18 protein-coding genes, 2 rRNA genes, 1 other RNA gene and 1 pseudogene (1 of these 22 running past the window's edge) are annotated in these 18,222 nt (G+C 43.8%); 16 read left to right on the plus strand and 6 right to left on the minus strand.

Translation table 11 applies throughout. From position 1 onward, the window contains the following. Nucleotides 1-27 precede the first annotated feature (27 nt). The 6 genes from CO692_RS10735 (at nucleotide 28) to ffs (ending at nucleotide 4,343) form a co-directional block, all read left to right on the plus strand. The gene (locus CO692_RS10735) at nucleotides 28-831 is read left to right on the plus strand and encodes a MerR family transcriptional regulator (protein ID WP_096742867.1); all 804 of its coding nucleotides are present in this window, start codon (nucleotides 28-30) and stop codon (nucleotides 829-831) included. A gap of 99 nt (nucleotides 832-930) precedes the next feature. Then, complete coding sequence (locus CO692_RS10740) at nucleotides 931-1,680, plus strand: YczE/YyaS/YitT family protein (protein ID WP_015509025.1); 750 nt, start codon at nucleotides 931-933, stop codon at nucleotides 1,678-1,680. 138 nt (nucleotides 1,681-1,818) lie between these two features. Next, the gene (locus CO692_RS10745; RefSeq protein ID WP_096742247.1) at nucleotides 1,819-3,186 is read left to right on the plus strand and encodes an RsmB/NOP family class I SAM-dependent RNA methyltransferase; all 1,368 of its coding nucleotides are present in this window, start codon (nucleotides 1,819-1,821) and stop codon (nucleotides 3,184-3,186) included. A 68-nt stretch (nucleotides 3,187-3,254) separates the two neighbouring features. Continuing rightward, the gene (locus CO692_RS10750; protein ID WP_005227636.1) at nucleotides 3,255-3,590 is read left to right on the plus strand and encodes a hypothetical protein; all 336 of its coding nucleotides are present in this window, start codon (nucleotides 3,255-3,257) and stop codon (nucleotides 3,588-3,590) included. 131 nt (nucleotides 3,591-3,721) lie between these two features. Then, entirely contained in the window at nucleotides 3,722-4,228 is a 507-nt protein-coding gene (tadA, locus tag CO692_RS10755) for a tRNA adenosine(34) deaminase TadA (RefSeq protein ID WP_015509027.1), read from the plus strand. Between the two features lie 30 nt (nucleotides 4,229-4,258). Continuing rightward, nucleotides 4,259-4,343: signal recognition particle sRNA small type (gene ffs, locus CO692_RS10760), an RNA gene on the plus strand. Nucleotides 4,344-4,557: 214 nt separating this feature from the next. On the opposite strand, the gene CO692_RS10765 is transcribed toward ffs, so the two are convergent. After that, the gene (locus CO692_RS10765) at nucleotides 4,558-4,965 is read right to left on the minus strand and encodes a type II toxin-antitoxin system death-on-curing family toxin (RefSeq protein WP_096742248.1); all 408 of its coding nucleotides are present in this window, start codon (nucleotides 4,963-4,965) and stop codon (nucleotides 4,558-4,560) included. Next, nucleotides 4,962-5,204, minus strand: a complete 243-nt coding sequence (locus tag CO692_RS10770) for an addiction module antitoxin (RefSeq protein ID WP_005227642.1) — start codon at nucleotides 5,202-5,204, stop codon at nucleotides 4,962-4,964. Before CO692_RS10770 ends, CO692_RS10765 begins: the two co-directional genes overlap by 4 nt. A 326-nt stretch (nucleotides 5,205-5,530) precedes the next feature. Here CO692_RS10770 and CO692_RS10780 point away from each other — a divergent pair, with 326 nt between their 5' ends. The 5 genes and pseudogenes from CO692_RS10780 to CO692_RS17685 all read left to right on the plus strand — a co-directional run bounded on the left by CO692_RS10780 (nucleotide 5,531) and on the right by CO692_RS17685 (nucleotide 10,527). Beyond that, nucleotides 5,531-6,913, plus strand: coding sequence for a bifunctional metallophosphatase/5'-nucleotidase (locus tag CO692_RS10780; RefSeq protein ID WP_096742250.1), 1,383 nt, complete (start codon nucleotides 5,531-5,533; stop codon nucleotides 6,911-6,913). 90 nt (nucleotides 6,914-7,003) lie between these two features. Next, nucleotides 7,004-7,624 carry a YutD family protein gene (locus tag CO692_RS10785; RefSeq protein WP_015509029.1) on the plus strand — a complete coding sequence of 207 codons (621 nt, stop codon included), beginning with the start codon at nucleotides 7,004-7,006 and terminating at the stop codon, nucleotides 7,622-7,624. Between the two features lies 1 nt (nucleotide 7,625). After that, nucleotides 7,626-8,396 (plus strand): TIGR01457 family HAD-type hydrolase, encoded by a 771-nt coding sequence (locus CO692_RS10790; protein ID WP_010748835.1) that lies wholly within the window; start codon nucleotides 7,626-7,628, stop codon nucleotides 8,394-8,396. Continuing rightward, on the plus strand, nucleotides 8,393-9,031 hold the full coding sequence (locus tag CO692_RS10795; protein ID WP_015509030.1) for a TIGR01906 family membrane protein: 639 nt from the start codon (nucleotides 8,393-8,395) through the stop codon (nucleotides 9,029-9,031). Before CO692_RS10790 ends, CO692_RS10795 begins: the two co-directional genes overlap by 4 nt. An 85-nt stretch (nucleotides 9,032-9,116) precedes the next feature. Then, nucleotides 9,117-10,527 (plus strand): annotated as a pseudogene (locus CO692_RS17685) (IS3 family transposase). A gap of 105 nt (nucleotides 10,528-10,632) precedes the next feature. Here the strand turns inward: CO692_RS17685 and CO692_RS10810 are convergent. From CO692_RS10810 to CO692_RS10820, 3 genes are all read right to left on the minus strand, one after another. Further along, complete coding sequence (locus tag CO692_RS10810; protein WP_005227653.1) at nucleotides 10,633-11,142, minus strand: phosphatidylglycerophosphatase A; 510 nt, start codon at nucleotides 11,140-11,142, stop codon at nucleotides 10,633-10,635. A 108-nt stretch (nucleotides 11,143-11,250) separates the two neighbouring features. Continuing rightward, nucleotides 11,251-11,892, minus strand: a complete 642-nt coding sequence (yqeK, locus tag CO692_RS10815) for a bis(5'-nucleosyl)-tetraphosphatase (symmetrical) YqeK (protein WP_096742253.1) — start codon at nucleotides 11,890-11,892, stop codon at nucleotides 11,251-11,253. A 5-nt stretch (nucleotides 11,893-11,897) separates the two neighbouring features. Next, nucleotides 11,898-12,875, minus strand: a complete 978-nt coding sequence (locus tag CO692_RS10820; protein ID WP_010748839.1) for an NAD(P)/FAD-dependent oxidoreductase — start codon at nucleotides 12,873-12,875, stop codon at nucleotides 11,898-11,900. Nucleotides 12,876-13,015: 140 nt separating this feature from the next. Here CO692_RS10820 and CO692_RS10825 point away from each other — a divergent pair, with 140 nt between their 5' ends. After that, a complete protein-coding gene (locus tag CO692_RS10825; protein WP_005227659.1) occupies nucleotides 13,016-13,603 on the plus strand; it encodes a peptidylprolyl isomerase in 588 nt (195 codons plus the stop codon). Nucleotides 13,604-13,693: 90 nt separating this feature from the next. Here CO692_RS10825 and CO692_RS10830 read toward each other — a convergent pair whose 3' ends face one another. After that, a complete protein-coding gene (locus CO692_RS10830) occupies nucleotides 13,694-14,875 on the minus strand; it encodes a MalY/PatB family protein (RefSeq protein ID WP_096742254.1) in 1,182 nt (393 codons plus the stop codon). Nucleotides 14,876-14,968: 93 nt separating this feature from the next. Between CO692_RS10830 and CO692_RS10835 the strand changes: the two genes are divergently transcribed. From CO692_RS10835 to CO692_RS10850, 4 genes are all read left to right on the plus strand, one after another. Further along, nucleotides 14,969-15,349 carry a CvfD/Ygs/GSP13 family RNA-binding post-transcriptional regulator gene (locus tag CO692_RS10835; RefSeq protein ID WP_005227662.1) on the plus strand — a complete coding sequence of 127 codons (381 nt, stop codon included), beginning with the start codon at nucleotides 14,969-14,971 and terminating at the stop codon, nucleotides 15,347-15,349. A 67-nt stretch (nucleotides 15,350-15,416) separates the two neighbouring features. Next, nucleotides 15,417-15,779, plus strand: a complete 363-nt coding sequence (locus CO692_RS10840) for a hypothetical protein (protein ID WP_005227664.1) — start codon at nucleotides 15,417-15,419, stop codon at nucleotides 15,777-15,779. Between the two features lie 565 nt (nucleotides 15,780-16,344). Next, nucleotides 16,345-17,904: ribosomal RNA gene (locus tag CO692_RS10845) — 16S ribosomal RNA — on the plus strand. Between the two features lie 229 nt (nucleotides 17,905-18,133). Continuing rightward, nucleotides 18,134-18,222, plus strand: a 23S ribosomal RNA gene (locus CO692_RS10850) (it continues 2,826 nt past the right edge of the window). The 16S and 23S rRNA genes sit together here, the layout of an rRNA operon.

Below are 18,222 nucleotides of genomic sequence, written 5' to 3' on the forward strand. Positions count from 1 at the left end.
TTGAAAAAACAATTGACCATCAGTGAGATGTCCGCTTATGCTGGCGTGAGTCGGCGCACATTGATTTATTACGATCAGATCGATTTATTCAAACCGCATTCGATTGGAGAAAACGGCTATCGCTACTACGGCTTTGAACAATGCCTTGAGTTAGACGTGATTTTGCTCTTGCGTTCTTTAGACATGCCCTTGCAAGACATTCGACAATTTTTGAAAAACCGCAACCCTGAATACACGCAAAAGGAACTTGTGGAACGGCGAGGAGAAGTTCGTGCCAAAATCGCTGCGCTGCAAGAATTGGAACGAACCTTCGATCGCTACATCCAGCGCTATGAAAAAGTACAGAAAGCCGATTTTGAGACCTTTACGATAGCGCACCACGAAGCAGAGGCGTTTATCGTTTCCGAAGAGATCGCTGGCGATGATCCAGAATCTGCTTATCAAGTGTACGCCCGTTTTTATCCGCTAGTGGATTATAAAGATGCCTTCAGTGGCTACCCCATCGGCTTTTTAAGTGCTGGAACGACATTAGAGGATCAGACCTTTCACGCATCGCCTTATCGGGCACTGATCTTGATTCCCCAAGATCGGCTGCATCTCTATCCTGAAAAGCTGATCATCACGCGTCCTACTGGCACGTATGTGTCTGGGTTTGTCAGTGAGGGAGAGGAGCAAATTGCTGCTTTTACCCATCGCATCCAAGCCTTTCTAAAAGAGAATCAGTTAAAGATCGATGGCGATGTTTGGGAATTGTTATGGCAAGATGAAGTCTTTACCGCCCAAAAAGAATTGCAGATATTTGAAGTGATGGTTCCAGTGAAGCCCGAGTAATGGACGAGGCACGCATATCTGTAGGAACCGAAAATCAAGATACGCAATCGCAATGGTTGTTGCGGGCTTTTCAATGGAAGCAAAATAGAAGCAAAGGAGATGGACGAAGCCAGATCGTATCCCTACAAAGAGCCCTGTGAAGCGTTGAAATTCCCATTTTCCTTTTTTCTCGTTATACTTGAAAGAACAGATGAGAAAAAAGGGGAAATTTTAATGAAAAAAGAAACAGGATTACGCTCGCTTTATGCGTTGATTGGTGTCGCCATTTTAGGATTCGGGGCGGCATTGCTGCGGGTCGGCGGAGTGGGACTAGATCCATACACGGCAGCCAATATCGGTGTCGGCGAGCTGCTAGGGTTATCCCTTGGGGTCTATCAATTGATGATCAATATCGCTGTCCTAGTATTGATTTTTATCTTTGGCCGTCGCCATATCGGTATCGGGACGGTCATCAATATGGTGCTGACAGGATTCTTCATCGACTTTTATACCAACGTTTTTGATTGGTTATCCGTCGGTCCAAATAACTGGTGGCAGCAAGGCTTGTTCTTGTTGATCGGGATCATCTTCTTTACCTTCGGTGCGTCGTTTTATATGTCAGCGAATTTGGGCAGCGCCCCCTATGACGCGATCGCCCCAACCATCGTCGATCAGACGAAAGCCAACTATCGAGTGGTGCGGGTGATTCAAGACGTTGCCTTTGCCTTGATTGGGCTCTTCACAGGCGGGCCTATTGGAATCGGAACCTTCATCAGTGCCTTTTTAGTGGGCCCACTGATCAAATTCTGGGACAACCGTGTCTCTCAGCCATTCATCGAAAGCAGTGTCAAAAAAGCGATTTTTAAATAAAAAAGGTCTGCAGCAAAGAGAAGTCGAAGCGATTAGTCGCCCACTTCACTTTGCTGCAGTTTTTTTGCCATTTGATCAAGGAATTCTTGCATAATTGCTTCTCAGTCGCTAGAATAAAAAAGCCGAGGAGGGGTAAGTATGCAATTACCAACACCATTTATTGAAAAATACCAACGGTTGCTAGGAGAAGAAGCACCAGCTTTTTTTACCGCTTTGACCGATAATCAGCCAGTCAAAGGCTTTCGCTTGAATGTTGCTAAGCCGCACGCACAAGCGATGCTGGCAAAATATGGACCAGCCGCTGTACCTGCCCCCTATGCAGAAGCTGCTTATATTGGCGAAGTCAAAGGCCGTTCGCTGCTCCATCAAGCTGGCTATGTCTACAGCCAAGAACCTAGTGCGATGATCGTAGCAACGATCGCAGCCGCTCAACCAGGGGAGCGGGTCTTAGATTTATGTGCGGCACCAGGGGGCAAAACAACGCAGCTGGCAAGCCAATTACAAGGAAAAGGGCTGCTTGTAGCAAATGAGATTTTCCCGAAGCGTGCCAAAATCCTATCAGAAAATGTGGAGCGTTGGGGCTTTCCGAATGTAGTCGTCACCAATCAGGCTCCACAAGAATTGAGCCGCCATTTTCCTCAGTTTTTTGACAAGATCGTAGTGGACGCCCCATGTTCTGGTGAAGGGATGTTTCGTAAAGATCCCGTCGCCTTAGAAGAATGGCAAGCAGAAACACCTGATCAGTGTGCGATCCGGCAAAAAGACATTTTGGCACAAGCCGTTACGATGCTAAAACCGGGGGGCCAGCTGATCTATTCCACCTGTACCTTTGCCCCAGAAGAAAACGAAGCGATGATGGCTTGGTTAATGGAGGAGTATCCCTTCACGATCGAAGCGATCGACTTGGACAATGTATCTCATGGGCGCAGGGAGTGGGGAGCTGCACCTGGGATTGAGAAAACCATCCGCTTATGGCCGCATTTAAACCAAGGAGAAGGTCATTTCGCTGCGAAATTGACCTCCCAAGCAGAAGCAGCGCCAGTGAAAAAGAAGAAAAAAGGCAAAGGAGCGACAGCCAAGAGCCCATTAGATGCAGCGACTCAAAAGTTGTGGCAAGCCTTTCGCAAGGAATTTCCTTTTTTACAGGCACTGAATGCGACGCCACAGCTGCTAGGAGAAAACCTCTGGCTCGTTCCTGAAGAAATGCCTTCTTTAAAAGGGATCAAGTTTATGCGCCCAGGTTTGCACGTCGGCGTCGTTAAGAAGAATCGGATCGAGCCAAGTTATGCGTTGGCATTGGCGATCCATGCAGAAGAAGGGGCACCGACAGTGCCGATCACTTTGCCGCAATGGCAGTATTATGTGGCGGGTGAAACCTTGAGCGTGCCAGGAAATGCTGGGTGGGTGATTTTGACAGTCGATGAGATCCCAGTCGGTTTTGGAAAACAAGTCCAAGGAACCGTGAAAAACTTCTTTCCTAAAGGATTAAGATTCAAAGCGATTTAAACGAAATAGTGTTTTTATTTCAGTCCTCGTGCTATGATGGAAGTAGCAAAATAAGGGAGCTGATCGATATGAAAACATCATCAAAAGTAACGATTGGATTAAGCATTGCAGCGATCGCTGGGATCACTACTGCCGTCGTTGTATCAGACAAAGTATTCAATAAAGTACGCTTCGCTTGCAACCGACACAAAGTAAAGAAATTTGTCGATGACAAATTCAACGGCAATGAAAAATTGCTGGATGTCGTAGACGGCTTATCTGACAATGAATTGGATTCGTTGTTAGGTGTGATGAAAAAAGTCAATGAGGGCCGCAACAAAATCTCTGTTTACGGAGACAATATCAAAGATTCGACAGAACATGTCAAAGACAAGTTGACGAGCTTTGTTGATTCCGTCTTTTAAGCCAATCATTCCATTTGAAACTCGCAGGGACATCGGTCTTTGCGAGTTTTTCTCGTCTTTCTAAGCGTTTTTCGTTATACTAACAAGGAAATGCACGAAATGGTGCGAGGTAGAGGAGTGAAAGTGAAGTCGTGGAAAAAACAAGTACCTTGACTGCCGAGGAAAAAGCGTTCTTTATGGAAGAAGCAATCAAAGAAGCTCGAAAAGCAGAAGGGTTGGCAGAAGTACCGATCGGTGCTGTCGTCGTCTTGGATGGTAAAATCATTGGTCGTGGGCACAATCTACGAGAAACGCAGCAGCAAGCCGCAGCGCATGCGGAGATGTTTGCGATCGAAGAAGCCTGTCGCACTGTCGGAAGTTGGCGCTTAGAACAAGCGCAGCTGTTTGTGACCTTGGAACCATGCCCGATGTGTAGTGGGGCGATGTTATTGGCACGGGTGGAAGAAGTGTATTTTGGTGCCTACGATCCCAAAGGCGGCACTGCTGGTACATTGATGAATTTATTGGAAGATGAGCGCTTCAACCATTGGTCCTATGTGGAAGGCGGCATTTTAGAAGAAGCATGCGGCCAGCTGCTAACAGATTTTTTCAGAGCATTACGAGAAAAGAAAAAACAAAAAAAGGCTGGCAATCTTTAACGAAATACGTTATACTAAGTTTTGCCGAAAGGCTAGGACAATGGAGGTCTTGTGAAGCGTGTCAGATCCGGAAGGAAGCAGCACTAAGCAGGATTCTCCATGTGTCTGATTGAAAAACTGCCTGCTATTGAAGAAAGCAGTAGTACTAATTGAATCGATCATCATTCAAACCTGAGACAGACTGTCTTAGGTTTTTTTATTGTCTGAAAGTCTTTAGTTGAGTCTTCTCTTTGATAAATTTTCATGATCAATTTTTAGCCAATCTAGTAAAAAGTGAATCACGATTGTTTGATTGTAGGTGAAGAATTGCTGATTAGCTAGTTACTTTTTTACGACTTTCTTGTGTATTTTCGAAGGTAGTCAGAGGTTGATCGTTTTAAAGTATCAAATTTATTTTCGTCATATTTCGCAATGTGCACCAGAAATGCAATCGTTTGATTTTGTTCGAAAAAAGTTTCATAGTGGTTAAGCTTGAAAAAAACATCCGTTGCCATGAAAGCCATTCGTTTATTGGCATTATGAAAGGGATGTTTTTTGATTAAGTTGATTAGAAGGATTGCAGCTTTTTCCTCCATTGAGGGATATAATTCTTTTGAAAAAACGATTTGTTGCGGTTGTTTTACAGCCATGGCTAATCCAGATGGATCACGCAAGCCGATCTCTTCATTTGGTGTTTGACTTTTGATAAGCACGACATTCATTTTTATGATTTGTTTTTCTGATAAGTAGATTGTCAATGATTTGCGAGCTCCTTATACATCTCTTCATATTGAGAAAAAGATTGATCGATTAAACGATTGATTTCAAGTTCCTGCTCAGAAGGTAATGACTTTTTCGTGATTGCAGCAGCTAATTTGTCTTCATCAACAAATACGTAATCATTTTCTTGAATTCCTATTTTTTCTAATAATTCTTTCGATAATGTTAAAACAACTGAATTTCCGCTCTTTCTAATTTTTCGTTCTTGAATACTCACTTTACATCTCCTCCTTATATCGTATATACAGTATATACGATAAACGAGAATTACTCAATAATTGTATGATCGTATGTTGGTGCTATATATTTTGGATCGTATTTGCTTGGAAAAAAATCATTCCAACAATTGAGCAAAACATGGCGGTACTTTTTGACAAATGACTGCCTATTTATTCCATTCTTTTCCAAGCATTCCAATGGTTTCCCAGAGATTTTATGCTATGCTTATTTTGTAGAGACTTCCGTCGTCTTTCTACTGGCAACCCTTGATGCCAAGAGAAATGGATAGTGATTTCAGGCGACGTATTTGAAAAGAGGCGCACAATGGAAAAAATTACGATTATCCATACGAACGATCTGCATTCCCACCTAGAACATTGGCCGAAGATGCGGCGTTATTTGGATCAAAGAAAACGAGAAGCGGATACGACCGAAGAGACAGTGATCGCAGTCGACTTAGGCGACTTTGTCGATCGTTGGCATCCTTTGACAGAAGCAACTGACGGCAAGGCGAATGTCGATTTGATGAATCAAGGACATTACGATGCGGTGACGATTGGGAACAATGAAGGGGTCGGCAATCCCAAAGAGGTCTTGCAGCATTTATATGACCAAGCAGCATTTCCTGTCATTTTAGGCAATTTATTTGATAAACAGGATTTACGTCCACCCAAATGGGCACAAGAATACAAAATCATGGAAAGCAATCAAGGCGCCAAAATCGGTCTGATCGCTTTTACAGCACCGTTTCCGCTGACATATGCCCCAAACGGCTGGGACATTCGCGAACCCTTGGAGATTTTACCTTCATTGGTGCAGCATTTGCGCCCCGAGGTCGATCTGCTGGTCTTGATGAGCCATCTAGGCATCAATGCTGACCGCCAGATTGCGAGGGACTTTCCAGAACTAAATGTTATATTAGGTTCCCACACGCACCATTTGTTTGAAAAGGGCGAAGTCATCAACGGGGTTCAAATTGGGGCAGCTGGCAAGTTTGGTTTTAACATTGGCGAAGTCGAAGTGGTCTTAGATGATCACCACCGCCCGATCAAGCATCGCGCCCGTGTGATTCCGACGGATTCGTTGGTGGCTTTTCCGCAAGATGAGGAAGAGATCGCCGAATATCTGTCGATCGGCCATCGCTTGTTGCGGGCAAATCAGGTGGCAGAAATTCCAGCAGCGTTTACGAGGGATTGGCAAAGTGAACATTCCTTGGTTCGGGAGGCGCTTTTGGCATTATGTGCCAAAGGACAGACGGATGCCGCCATCTTAAATACGGGGCTATTTTTAGATGATTTGCCGCAAGGACGGGTCGATCAAGATCAACTGCACACGATTTTACCCCATCCGATGCATTTGATTCGGGTGACGCTGCAAGGCGCGGATGTCATTCGATTGATCTTAGAGATGGAAAAAAATCGCAACTTTTTGCGCAATTTCCCAATTATGGGAATGGGTTTTCGAGGGAAGATTTTTGGCGAACTGGTTTATGAAGGCATCCGCTTTGATGAAAAAAACCACCAAGTATTGTGGAAACAAGAGCCCGTCGATCCTGCTCAAAGCTACACGTTGACCCTTGTGGATCACTACTTGTTTATTCCGTTTTTCCCGACGATCGAGATTGCTGGAACCGTTGAGTTTCTTTTTCCAGACTTTATTCGCACAGTGGTCGGTGATTACCTGAGCCAGAAATACTCCATCCAGTAGTTCGTCACTCCTCCAGCTGGATTTTGCGAGAAAACCGCGACTATCATTGGGGAATAAAACAAGGTATAATAAACAGCAGGTGGTGAAAAAATGACCGAAAAACAAACGATCACAGATGAGATGACATCTGTACTAGAAGAAATTATTGAAGAACCAGCGAAACAACCGCAAAAAGGCGAGTTGGTGACTTTGTTAAATGATGAAGAATTAATGATTGGCAATCGACAATACAAATTGGTCATGGATTATCGTGAAGGCTTCAATCCAGAAAAACTTGGCGAGCGTTACAGTGAAGTGTTGGCACGTTATGATTATATTGTAGGCGATTGGGGTTATGAGCAGCTGCGTTTGAAAGGCTTTTTTGAAAAAGATAACCGCAAAGCATTACCCGATCAGCGTATCGACATGCTGGAAGACTATTTGTATGAGTATTGTAACTTCGGTTGTGCCTATTTCGTGATCCAACGAGTTGGCGGCAAAAAAGAAAAAAGTACCTCTCGCCGACGCAAGAAAAAGCCAACCCAAAACAATCAAAATCAAAACACACAACAAAACGCCCATATAGAAGAAAAGCGTGACACAGTACCGCAGAAAAAAAGCAAACCAACGATCAAAAATCGTAAACCAAAAGAAAAGAACGTCAAAAAAACCGAAACAACCACGGTGAAAAAAGGCAAAAAAGAGTTTACGATTCGACAAAGGGAAGAATAAGATGAAATATAAAGGCTATTTGATTGATTTAGACGGCACGATTTATTTAGGAAAAGCGCCGATCCCTGCTGGGAAACGCTTCGTAGAGTCCTTACAAGAAAAAGGACTGCCCTATTTATTTGTGACCAATAATACGACCCGCAGTCCCGAAGTCGTGGCGCAGCGATTAGCGGATGAATTTTCGATCCATGTGGCACCAGAAACGATCTATACCGCAAGCTTGGCGACAATCGATTTTATGAAAGATCATGGCAAAGGCCGCAAAGTATTTGTGATTGGCGAAGCGGGGTTGATCGATTTGATCTTAGCTGCTGGGTTTGAGTGGGAGGAAACCAACCCGGATTATGTCGTGGTTGGCTTAGACAACCACGTGACGTATGAAAAATTTGTTTTAGCAACGTTAGCGATCCAAAAAGGAGCAACCTTTATCGGGACCAATCCAGACAAAAATATCCCGACGGAAAGAGGTTTATTACCTGGTGCAGGTTCACTGATCGCAATGGTGGAGACTGCCACCCAAACGCAACCGATCTTTATTGGCAAACCAGAAGCCATCATTATGGAAAAAGCGGTGGCACACATCGGCTTATCAAAAGAAGAGGTCTTGATGGTGGGGGACAATTACGAAACCGATATTCGCTCGGGGATCCAAAACGGGATCGATTCTTTGCTCGTATTATCTGGCTTTACCCCGAAAGCGGCAGTTCCGACATTACCAGTAGCACCAACCTATGTGGTTGATTCTTTAGATGAGTGGGATTTTGAACAATGAAAAAACAAGTGTGGCTTGAACGCTTAGGATTTGTCTGCTTGTTTTTGTTTTTGGTCAGTCTGGCGATCACCCTAACGATCAATTTTCGACCGTTATATTGGTTTGATGTCGATCACTTGAATCTGCTGGATTATACCTCGCTATCAAGAGAAGAGTTGTTGAAGAACTATGGCTTATTGTTAGATTTTCTAAACAATCCCTTTGCAAGTACGCTCGCCTTGCCAGATTTTCCAATGTCTGAAGCTGGCGCTGGGCATTTTTACGATGTGAAACAGTTGTTTCTATTAAATTATGCCGTGATGATCGTCACTTTGCTGCCCAGTATCTGGTTCGTCAATCGGTTACGGCAAAAACAACAGCAATGGCGCTTGATTCGTCCCTTTCAATGGGGAATGATTTTACCGCTGATTTTCGGGTTTTTGATGGCTGTCGGCTTTGACCGCTTTTTCGTTACGTTCCATGAGATTTTCTTCAGTAACGACGATTGGCTCTTTAATCCAGCCACCGATCCGATCATCAACGTGCTGCCAGAAACGTTTTTCATGCATTGCTTTATTCTCTTTTTCGTCTTGATTGAAGTCTTCTTTTTTGCCTTCTATTGGTGGGGCAAACGAGGCTTGAAAAAAACAGCATAATGAAAAAAAGGCCAACGATCCCCTTCCTTTGAAGCGACCCCCAAAAGTTAGACCAAAAATCTAACTTTTGGGGGTCGCTATTTGTATGGCAAAATATCCTTTTGAATTAAAACTAAAAATCGTTAAAGAATATCTTAGTGGTGTGGGTGGATATCGGCATCTTGCCAATAAATACGGTATTTCAAGCAAGTCTCAAGTAAGTGATTGGGTGAATGCCTATCGTGAATACGGAGAGGAAGGTCTATTGAGAAAGCATCAAAATCAGAAATATTCTGTTCAATTTAAGTTAAATGCGATAGAGTTATATCAAACAAGTGAGATGTCCTATCGAGAAGTTGCCAGCACTTTAGAAATGAACAACCCTGCGCTTATTGCCAATTGGATGCGTAATTTCAGAGAAGCAGGTATTGAGGGGATCTCAAAAGAGAAAGGGCGATCACTTACTTTGGCTAGAAAAAAAGAGAACAAAAAAGAAAATACAACAACTGAAGAACGCGATCGTATCAAGGCATTAGAAAAGCAAGTCCGATCCCTTCAAATTGAGAATGCCTTTTTAAAAGAGTTGAGGAAGCTGCGAAAACAGGAAGCCCAGCAAAGACGCAAGAATCAATCGCACGAATCATCGCCAGCCTCCGAGGATCATTCAAACTAGTTGAGCTTCTTGAAACATTGAAATTTCCTAAAGCAACCTATATGTATTGGCAGAAACGGTTTGACAGACCAAACCCAGACCAAGAAATTGAAGAAAAAATGATTGAAATTCGCAAGGAGCATAAAGACTATGGCTGTCTGCGACTAAAAAAGAATTAGAGAATCAAGGGATTCATGTCAATAAAAAGAAGATTCAACGTCTGATAAAAAAACTAGGTATCGAAGTAAAGTCTTACACTCGAAAATCTCGACGGTACAATTCTTATCGTGGGAAGGTTGGCACTGTCGCCAAAAATCGTATTCATCGTCGGTTTTATACAAATATCTGTCACCAAAAAATTACAACTGATACCACAGAGTTTAAGTATTATGAAGTAGACACCACAGGTGTCGTTCGTCAGAAAAAGCTGTATTTAGATCCTTTCATGGATTTCTACAATAGTGAAATTCTATCTTATCGGATTTCTGAAAAACCAAACGCACTAGCCATAATGGAAGGATTAGAAGAAGCAATCCAGATGACAAATGATTGTCCATTTCGTAGAACCTTCCATTCAGATCAAGGATGGGCCTATCAAATGAATGCTTATAAGAATAAATTGAAGCAGCATAAAATCTTCCAGAGTATGTCTCGTAAAGGGAATTGTTTAGATAACTCACCTATGGAAAACTTCTTTGGTTTATTAAAGCAAGAGATTTTTCATGGAGAAGTCTATCGGAGTTTAGATGAATTGAGAACAAAAATTGACCAATATATCTATTATTACAACCATAAACGCATCAAAAAGAAATTAAATTGGCGAAGTCCGGTTCAGTTTCGAGAAGCTGTAAAAACAGCTGTCTAACAGTTAATTTTATCGTACAAAAAAGGAGTGGATTTCTCCACTCCATAAAAGTCTAACTTTTTGGGGTCACTACACTTTGAGGGAGGCGAATCGTCGGTCTTTTTTTTATTGTGTAATGTAATGAGATTTACTTGGGTGTTGATGGGCTAAGCGACTTGCGGCAGAAGCTGCGATGGCACCTACGATATCATCTAAAAAGGTGTGAACGCGGGGACCGTCATGCTTGTTCAGTTCTTTCAAAATACCCGGTTTGACTTTATCAATGTATCCGTAGTTAGTAAAGCCGATCGAGCCGTACACGTTGACGATGGATAGAGCGAGGATCTCATCGATCCCATAAAGCCCTTCGTCTTCTTTAACGATTTCTTGCAGTGGATGCAGCAGTTGATTTTCTTCTGCCAAAATATCCAATTGGACACCCGTTAAAATCGTATTGTGGACTTCCCGCTTGCTTAAGACAGCGTTGACGCTTTCGATACACATCTCCAAGGTGATGCCTTCAATGTAGTCTTTTTGCAAGAACATCACCAATTCGCCAATGTCTTGCAGCGAGACACCGCGGTCGGCTAACAATTCTCTTGCTTTGTCTTCAAGTGTTTTGCTTTCTAATACCATATAGTTCCCCTCCATGTAAAAATAGTTTATTCAAAAGTCAACATGCGACTGATGGATTGCGATCATAAGTAGTGGCCTATTCCAGTTGCAGGCCATGCCATTTGGGTGTTAATCCCTTCTGACATCCACTGAAGCACAGGTGTTGGCTAGTTCTGCTTTGGCTGCCACTGCCCAAGGATGGGGGACCACCAAGTCACCAGCAAAAAGCCAGTCCATATAATACCCAGCGGCGGCTTCCAAGGAATCATCGAGGCGGTCTAATAAGCCGGTTAAGAAAGGCGCTTGATCTTTGCGATCCCATTTGATTTTGTCGGCTAAAAAAACAACTAGATCGAGACGACGATAATGGGCCTTTAAGGTGGTATGACAGCTGATGGCGGACAGAATGTCTGGATCAGACACCTGAAAAACCGTTTTTGCCAACGAAGCGGATTGCTGCTGATGCAGCAAAAAAGGTGCTTGCCGCTCCGCATCTAAGATCGGTTCGCCTACTGCTATCTGCAAGGCGATTCGCTGGTCATTAGGGATGACGACGCTGACATCGTGCAGCAGTGCTGCCAAGTAAGCTTTCTCCGCATTGACTTGAAACCGTTCTGCCAATCGTTTGGCTTCTTGGGCAACGGCTAGATTGTGGACCGCCGTTTCGGCATGATCGAAGGCTTCCAGATACTGAACCATTTGCTCAGTGAGGGTCTCTCCCTGTAAAGGGAGAGTATAGGTGGCAAGTTGACGTTGACCAGCTTGTTTCATCTCAGCTACTCCTTAAAAAGACTTGTACTATGGGCAGGTTGTGTCCGCGTTTTGGGATCAATGTAGTGGAGCGCATTGTTCACCGCAGTTGGGGCTTCCCCGAAACCAGTAGCGATCAGGTCGACTTTTCCATCGTATAAAACGACATCCCCACAGCCATAGATCCCAGGAACAGACGTACTCATATCTGAAGAGACGAAGACTCCTTGGCGGCTGCTTTTCATGCCCCAATCCTTGATGTTCAATGTGGAAGAAAAACCGTAATTGACGATCAAAGCATCCAATGAAAGGCTGACTGTTTCATCACCTTTGACTTGCTGCAACGAGACACCAGTCAAACGTTGCTCTCCTTGGATCTCTTGGATCACATAAGGAGTCAAAATGTTGACGGCAGAAGCCTGTAATTTGCTGACGCTATGTTCATGGGCACGAAATTCAGGACGGCGATGGATCAAGTAGACTTCACTAGCGATCGGCTCTAGCATCAATGCCCAATCGATGGCAGAATCGCCGCCACCGGCAATCGCTACTTTGCGTCCAGCATACTTCATCAAATCGGTGACAAAATAGTCTAAGCCGTATCCTTCAAACCGCTCGCTTTCTGGCAAAGTCAGTTTGCGCGGCTGAAAGGAGCCGTTTCCTAAAGCCAAAATCACGGCTTTCGAGTAATGGATTCCTTTGTCGGTGGTGACTTCGATATAGTCTTCTTGTTTTTCGACCGACAAGACGGTTTCTTCTAAACAATATTGGTGATTGAAGGTCGTCAACTGTTTTTCCAGGTTTTGGACAAGATCGCCCGCTTTGATTTTCGGATAACCTGGGATATCGTAGATGTATTTTTCTGGGTATAAAGTAGCAAGCTGACCGCCTAATTGCGGCAAGCTGTCGATGATCTTGGTTTTGGCGTTACGCATACCGGCATAGAAAGCAGAAAACATCCCGCTAGGTCCCGCGCCGATAATCGTTATATCAAAAATATCCATGTTATTCCTCTTTTCTAACCACGTTGGGGTGAAGCGTGTTCGTATTGTACGAATAGCTTCATTATAGCAAAAATTATCCAAACTAGCATTTTTTCAATTTTCTGCTATCATGGATTTATGAGAGAGAAGGAGGAGTTAATGTGTCTGAATTTCCACAGTTAGCATTAGAAAAACAAACTGGCCATAAAGCAGTCATCAAAACCAATCGTGGGGATGTAGTTGTACAATTGTTCCCAGAATTGGCACCAAAAACAGTGAAAAACTTCGTTGAATTAGCGAAAAAAGGGTATTACGATGGGATCATCTTCCACCGTGTCATTCCTGATTTTATGATTCAAGGCGGCGATCCAACTGGTACAGGGATGGGCGGCGAAAGCATCTATGGTGGCAGCTTTGAAGATGAATTTTCAAAAGAATTGTTCAATCTTCGTGGCGCTTTATCCATGGCAAACGCTGGTCCGAATACTAACGGCAGCCAGTTTTTCATCGTAAACAATCAAAATGTTCCTAGCAACATGTTAGGTCAATTAGAAGGTGCTGGTTATCCAGCTGAAATCATCGAAGCGTATCAAGCAGGTGGTACTCCTTGGTTAGATTTCCGTCACACAGTCTTCGGTCATGTGATCGAAGGAATGTCAGTCGTTGATGAAATCGCTGGCGTGCAACGAGGACCACAAGATCGTCCAGTGCATGATGTAGTGATCGAAACGATCGAAATCAGCGAATAAAACAAAAGAACCCAAAAGCAGTTTCAACGGTCATCCTCAAGGAGGTCGTTGAAATGGCAGCTTTAGGGTTCTTTTTTTCATAAGAAAGAGTTAACCGATCGGTTGGTCTTTAAACGCGGCGGCGATTTGATTGAGTGCTTTTTCTAATAGCTCTTTAGGACAGGCAAAGTTCAGCCGCATATGGTGACTGCCGCGAGGACCAAAGATACTTCCTTGATTCAATACGACATTGGCTTCTTTGATCAGTTTGCGCTGCAGCTGATTGTCCGTTAGGCCATAGGCAGAAAAATCCAGCCAGATCAAGTAAGTACCTTCGGGTTTTTGAGAGGTCACTGCTGGGAGTTGTTCAGTCAAAAAGTCGCAGACAAAGGTGCGATTTGCTTCTAAATAGGACAAAAGTTCTTCTAACCATGCTTCAGATTCACGATACGCTGCTTCAGTAGCGACCACCCCAAACGTATTAATTTCCCCTTGAACGTTGCGTTCTTGTGTTTTTGCAAATTGGCTGCGCAAGGTTTTGTCTTTGATGAATACCATCGAATTTTTGATCCCAGCTAAATTAAAGGTCTTGGTTGCTGAGGTCAAGATGATCGAAAAATCGGCAAAGCTTGGCTCGACTGTTTGGAAAGAGACAAATTGATTTGGTGCAAAAACGATGTCTTGATGGATCTCATCACTGACAACGATCACCTGGTGCTTTTGACAAATACGGCCGATCGTCAGCAGTTCTTCTTTTGACCACACGCGACCGCCAGGATTATGAGGATTACATAGAAGAAACAATTTTACCTTCTTTTCGATGATGGTTTGTTCCATCGCCTCAAAATCGATGACGAAGTGGCCCTCTTTTTCTAGTAACGGTTCTTGAATTAAGGTCCGCTGATTGTTTTTGACAACATGGGCAAAGGGATGGTAGACCGGATCGTGGATCAATACGGCATCTCCTTCTTGCGTATAACTTTGGATCGCCAGTGCAATACTAGGGACCACACCGCTGTTAAAAAGGATCGCTTCCTTATTGATGGTATAACCATGACGTCTTTGCTGCCAATCGATGATGGATTCAAGCAGCGAATCAGGGATAGTGGAGTACCCATAGATCCCTTGGGCAACTGCTTTTTCTAACGCTTTTTTCACAGGTTCTGGTGCCAGAAAATCCATGTCGGCTACCCAAAGCGGCAACAAGTTTTCTTCCTTATAGGTTTTTGCAATGGTATCCCATTTGACGCTATTGGTATTTAAGCGTGGATGAACTTTGTCAAAATTGATCATGCGTTTCCCTCCTATATTGTGCAACGTTGTTTCTGATGCTTCAAATCTACCACTAGTTCAAGTATAATGAAAGTGGAAAAGAGAGGAAAGACTATGAATTATCAAATCGGGAACATTATAGAAGGAACAGTCACTGGGATTCAACCCTATGGTGCATTTGTTTCGTTAGATAAGGAAACACAAGGATTGATCCATGTTTCAGAGATCCAATCTGGGTTTACCAAAAATATCCATGAAGTCTTACAGATCGGGCAAAAGATCCGTGTACAAATCATTGATATTGACGAATACAGCCAAAAGATCAGTTTATCCCGCCGTACATTGGAAACGAGTTTTGTTCAGCCACCCTTTAAGCGTAAACGCTACTTTACAAATAAGAATAAGCGGATCGGTTTTCGTACGATTGGAGAAGCTTTACCAGTGTGGGTGAAAGAGGCCAAAGAAATGTTAGAAAAAGAAAACAGCAGCAGATAATCGTGCATATTTTCTGAAAATGTGCTAAAATTAGTTTACAAACAGATGAATAACTGAGGTGGGTATTTTGGGATCCAAAAAAGTAGCGGGTACAGTTATGATGCACTTAGCAAATGGTTCGAAACGATTTTTGATGCAAATACACGAAGGCACTGCGGAATTAGCGTCAACGGATTTTTCTGAAGATAAAACCGGCTTGGCTACGATCTTACAATTGTTTAAAGACCGTATCCACCTTGATGTGACAGCGATCGAACTCGTTGAACTCACAAATGGCAATATTGATACGCAAAACATTCCTTTATTTGTTTTTGAAACACAAGAAGCAGGACAAACGCAACAGCTGCCAGAAGGGTATGCGTGGGAAGAGCCCAATATCTTTCGTAAGATCATTGAAGACTACGAGATTGAAGGCGTTCCGTTCTTTTAGCACCTGAATATTAGCGAAAAAACTGAAGACCGTTACGACGGTCTTTTTTTATTGAAAACTTTTTGTAAATAAAATGAAATATTTCCTTGACCTGAGTCAAGAAGAATGGTAAATTAGTCAACGTTGGCAATTGAGCCAGCGGGTCAAAACAACAGTTGAAAAAACTTCAAAAAAAGACTTGACCAAAAATGCAACAGATGATATTATAACGAAGTCGCAATAATAAAACAGTTAATCAATGTTGATACATCAACAAAATTAATTGAAAAAAGTTGTTGACAAATAACAAGTAATTTGTTATTCTAATTAAGTCGCTGAGGCAGCCGCTACGAAGTTGAAAAACAACGAGCGAAAAAAACTTTTAAAAAAGAGTTGACAATTAAATGTCACTCTGATATGATATAAAAGTTGCTAACACAGCACGGTAGACCTTTGAAAACTGAACAAAGCAAGCAAACGAACCAATGTGTAGGACGTTTCAATTTATTGAAACAAATACATGCAAGCAATAGCTAGCAAAGTTAATTTTTATGAGCTTAATGACCGTATGGTCATTCAAACAAATCATTATGAGAGTTTGATCCTGGCTCAGGACGAACGCTGGCGGCGTGCCTAATACATGCAAGTCGAACGCTTTTTCTTTCACCGGAGCTTGCTCCACCGAAAGAAAAAGAGTGGCGAACGGGTGAGTAACACGTGGGTAACCTGCCCATCAGAAGGGGATAACACTTGGAAACAGGTGCTAATACCGTATAACACTATTTTCCGCATGGAAGAAAGTTGAAAGGCGCTTTTGCGTCACTGATGGATGGACCCGCGGTGCATTAGCTAGTTGGTGAGGTAACGGCTCACCAAGGCAACGATGCATAGCCGACCTGAGAGGGTGATCGGCCACACTGGGACTGAGACACGGCCCAGACTCCTACGGGAGGCAGCAGTAGGGAATCTTCGGCAATGGACGAAAGTCTGACCGAGCAACGCCGCGTGAGTGAAGAAGGTTTTCGGATCGTAAAACTCTGTTGTTAGAGAAGAACAAGGATGAGAGTAAAATGTTCATCCCTTGACGGTATCTAACCAGAAAGCCACGGCTAACTACGTGCCAGCAGCCGCGGTAATACGTAGGTGGCAAGCGTTGTCCGGATTTATTGGGCGTAAAGCGAGCGCAGGCGGTTTCTTAAGTCTGATGTGAAAGCCCCCGGCTCAACCGGGGAGGGTCATTGGAAACTGGGAGACTTGAGTGCAGAAGAGGAGAGTGGAATTCCATGTGTAGCGGTGAAATGCGTAGATATATGGAGGAACACCAGTGGCGAAGGCGGCTCTCTGGTCTGTAACTGACGCTGAGGCTCGAAAGCGTGGGGAGCGAACAGGATTAGATACCCTGGTAGTCCACGCCGTAAACGATGAGTGCTAAGTGTTGGAGGGTTTCCGCCCTTCAGTGCTGCAGCAAACGCATTAAGCACTCCGCCTGGGGAGTACGACCGCAAGGTTGAAACTCAAAGGAATTGACGGGGGCCCGCACAAGCGGTGGAGCATGTGGTTTAATTCGAAGCAACGCGAAGAACCTTACCAGGTCTTGACATCCTTTGACCACTCTAGAGATAGAGCTTCCCCTTCGGGGGCAAAGTGACAGGTGGTGCATGGTTGTCGTCAGCTCGTGTCGTGAGATGTTGGGTTAAGTCCCGCAACGAGCGCAACCCTTATTGTTAGTTGCCATCATTTAGTTGGGCACTCTAGCGAGACTGCCGGTGACAAACCGGAGGAAGGTGGGGATGACGTCAAATCATCATGCCCCTTATGACCTGGGCTACACACGTGCTACAATGGGAAGTACAACGAGTTGCGAAGTCGCGAGGCTAAGCTAATCTCTTAAAGCTTCTCTCAGTTCGGATTGTAGGCTGCAACTCGCCTACATGAAGCCGGAATCGCTAGTAATCGCGGATCAGCACGCCGCGGTGAATACGTTCCCGGGCCTTGTACACACCGCCCGTCACACCACGAGAGTTTGTAACACCCGAAGTCGGTGAGGTAACCTTTTTGGAGCCAGCCGCCTAAGGTGGGATAGATGATTGGGGTGAAGTCGTAACAAGGTAGCCGTATCGGAAGGTGCGGCTGGATCACCTCCTTTCTAAGGAATATTTCGGAAGACTACACATCGTTTGCCTTTGTTCAGTTTTGAGAGGTTTACTCTCAAACAAAATTTGTTCATTGAAAACTGGATATCGAAGAAAAAATCAAAACAAGTAACACACACCGAGTTGAAATGTTAAAAGAGTTTTTTAATAAGTTCAACGCTTATTTTCTTGAGCAACCTTCTATCGCTAGAAGAAGTACTCAAAACCGACCGTAAGGTCAAAGGTTAAGTGAATAAGGGCGCACGGTGGATGCCTTGGCACTAGGAGCCGATGAAGGACGGGACTAACACCGATATGCTTTGGGGAGCTGT

This window comes from Enterococcus sp. FDAARGOS_375, assembly GCF_002393265.1.
Taxonomy (GTDB): Bacteria; Bacillota; Bacilli; order Lactobacillales; family Enterococcaceae; genus Enterococcus_D; species Enterococcus_D innesii.

What these genes read in the sequence shown, in the direction of transcription:
- CO692_RS10735 (WP_096742867.1), top strand. Translation starts at nt 28, where the DNA reads ATGTCCGCTTATGCTGGCGTGAGTCGGCGCACATTGATTTATTACGAT.
- CO692_RS10740 (WP_015509025.1), top strand. Translation starts at nt 931, where the DNA reads ATGGACGAAGCCAGATCGTATCCCTACAAAGAGCCCTGTGAAGCGTTG.
- CO692_RS10745 (WP_096742247.1), top strand. Translation starts at nt 1,819, where the DNA reads ATGCAATTACCAACACCATTTATTGAAAAATACCAACGGTTGCTAGGA.
- CO692_RS10750 (WP_005227636.1), top strand. Translation starts at nt 3,255, where the DNA reads ATGAAAACATCATCAAAAGTAACGATTGGATTAAGCATTGCAGCGATC.
- CO692_RS10780 (WP_096742250.1), top strand. Translation starts at nt 5,531, where the DNA reads ATGGAAAAAATTACGATTATCCATACGAACGATCTGCATTCCCACCTA.
- CO692_RS10785 (WP_015509029.1), top strand. Translation starts at nt 7,004, where the DNA reads ATGACCGAAAAACAAACGATCACAGATGAGATGACATCTGTACTAGAA.
- CO692_RS10790 (WP_010748835.1), top strand. Translation starts at nt 7,626, where the DNA reads ATGAAATATAAAGGCTATTTGATTGATTTAGACGGCACGATTTATTTA.
- CO692_RS10795 (WP_015509030.1), top strand. Translation starts at nt 8,393, where the DNA reads ATGAAAAAACAAGTGTGGCTTGAACGCTTAGGATTTGTCTGCTTGTTT.
- CO692_RS10810 (WP_005227653.1), bottom strand. Translation starts at nt 11,142, where the DNA reads ATGGTATTAGAAAGCAAAACACTTGAAGACAAAGCAAGAGAATTGTTA.
- yqeK (WP_096742253.1), bottom strand. Translation starts at nt 11,892, where the DNA reads ATGAAACAAGCTGGTCAACGTCAACTTGCCACCTATACTCTCCCTTTA.
- CO692_RS10820 (WP_010748839.1), bottom strand. Translation starts at nt 12,875, where the DNA reads ATGGATATTTTTGATATAACGATTATCGGCGCGGGACCTAGCGGGATG.
- CO692_RS10830 (WP_096742254.1), bottom strand. Translation starts at nt 14,875, where the DNA reads ATGATCAATTTTGACAAAGTTCATCCACGCTTAAATACCAATAGCGTC.
- CO692_RS10835 (WP_005227662.1), top strand. Translation starts at nt 14,969, where the DNA reads ATGAATTATCAAATCGGGAACATTATAGAAGGAACAGTCACTGGGATT.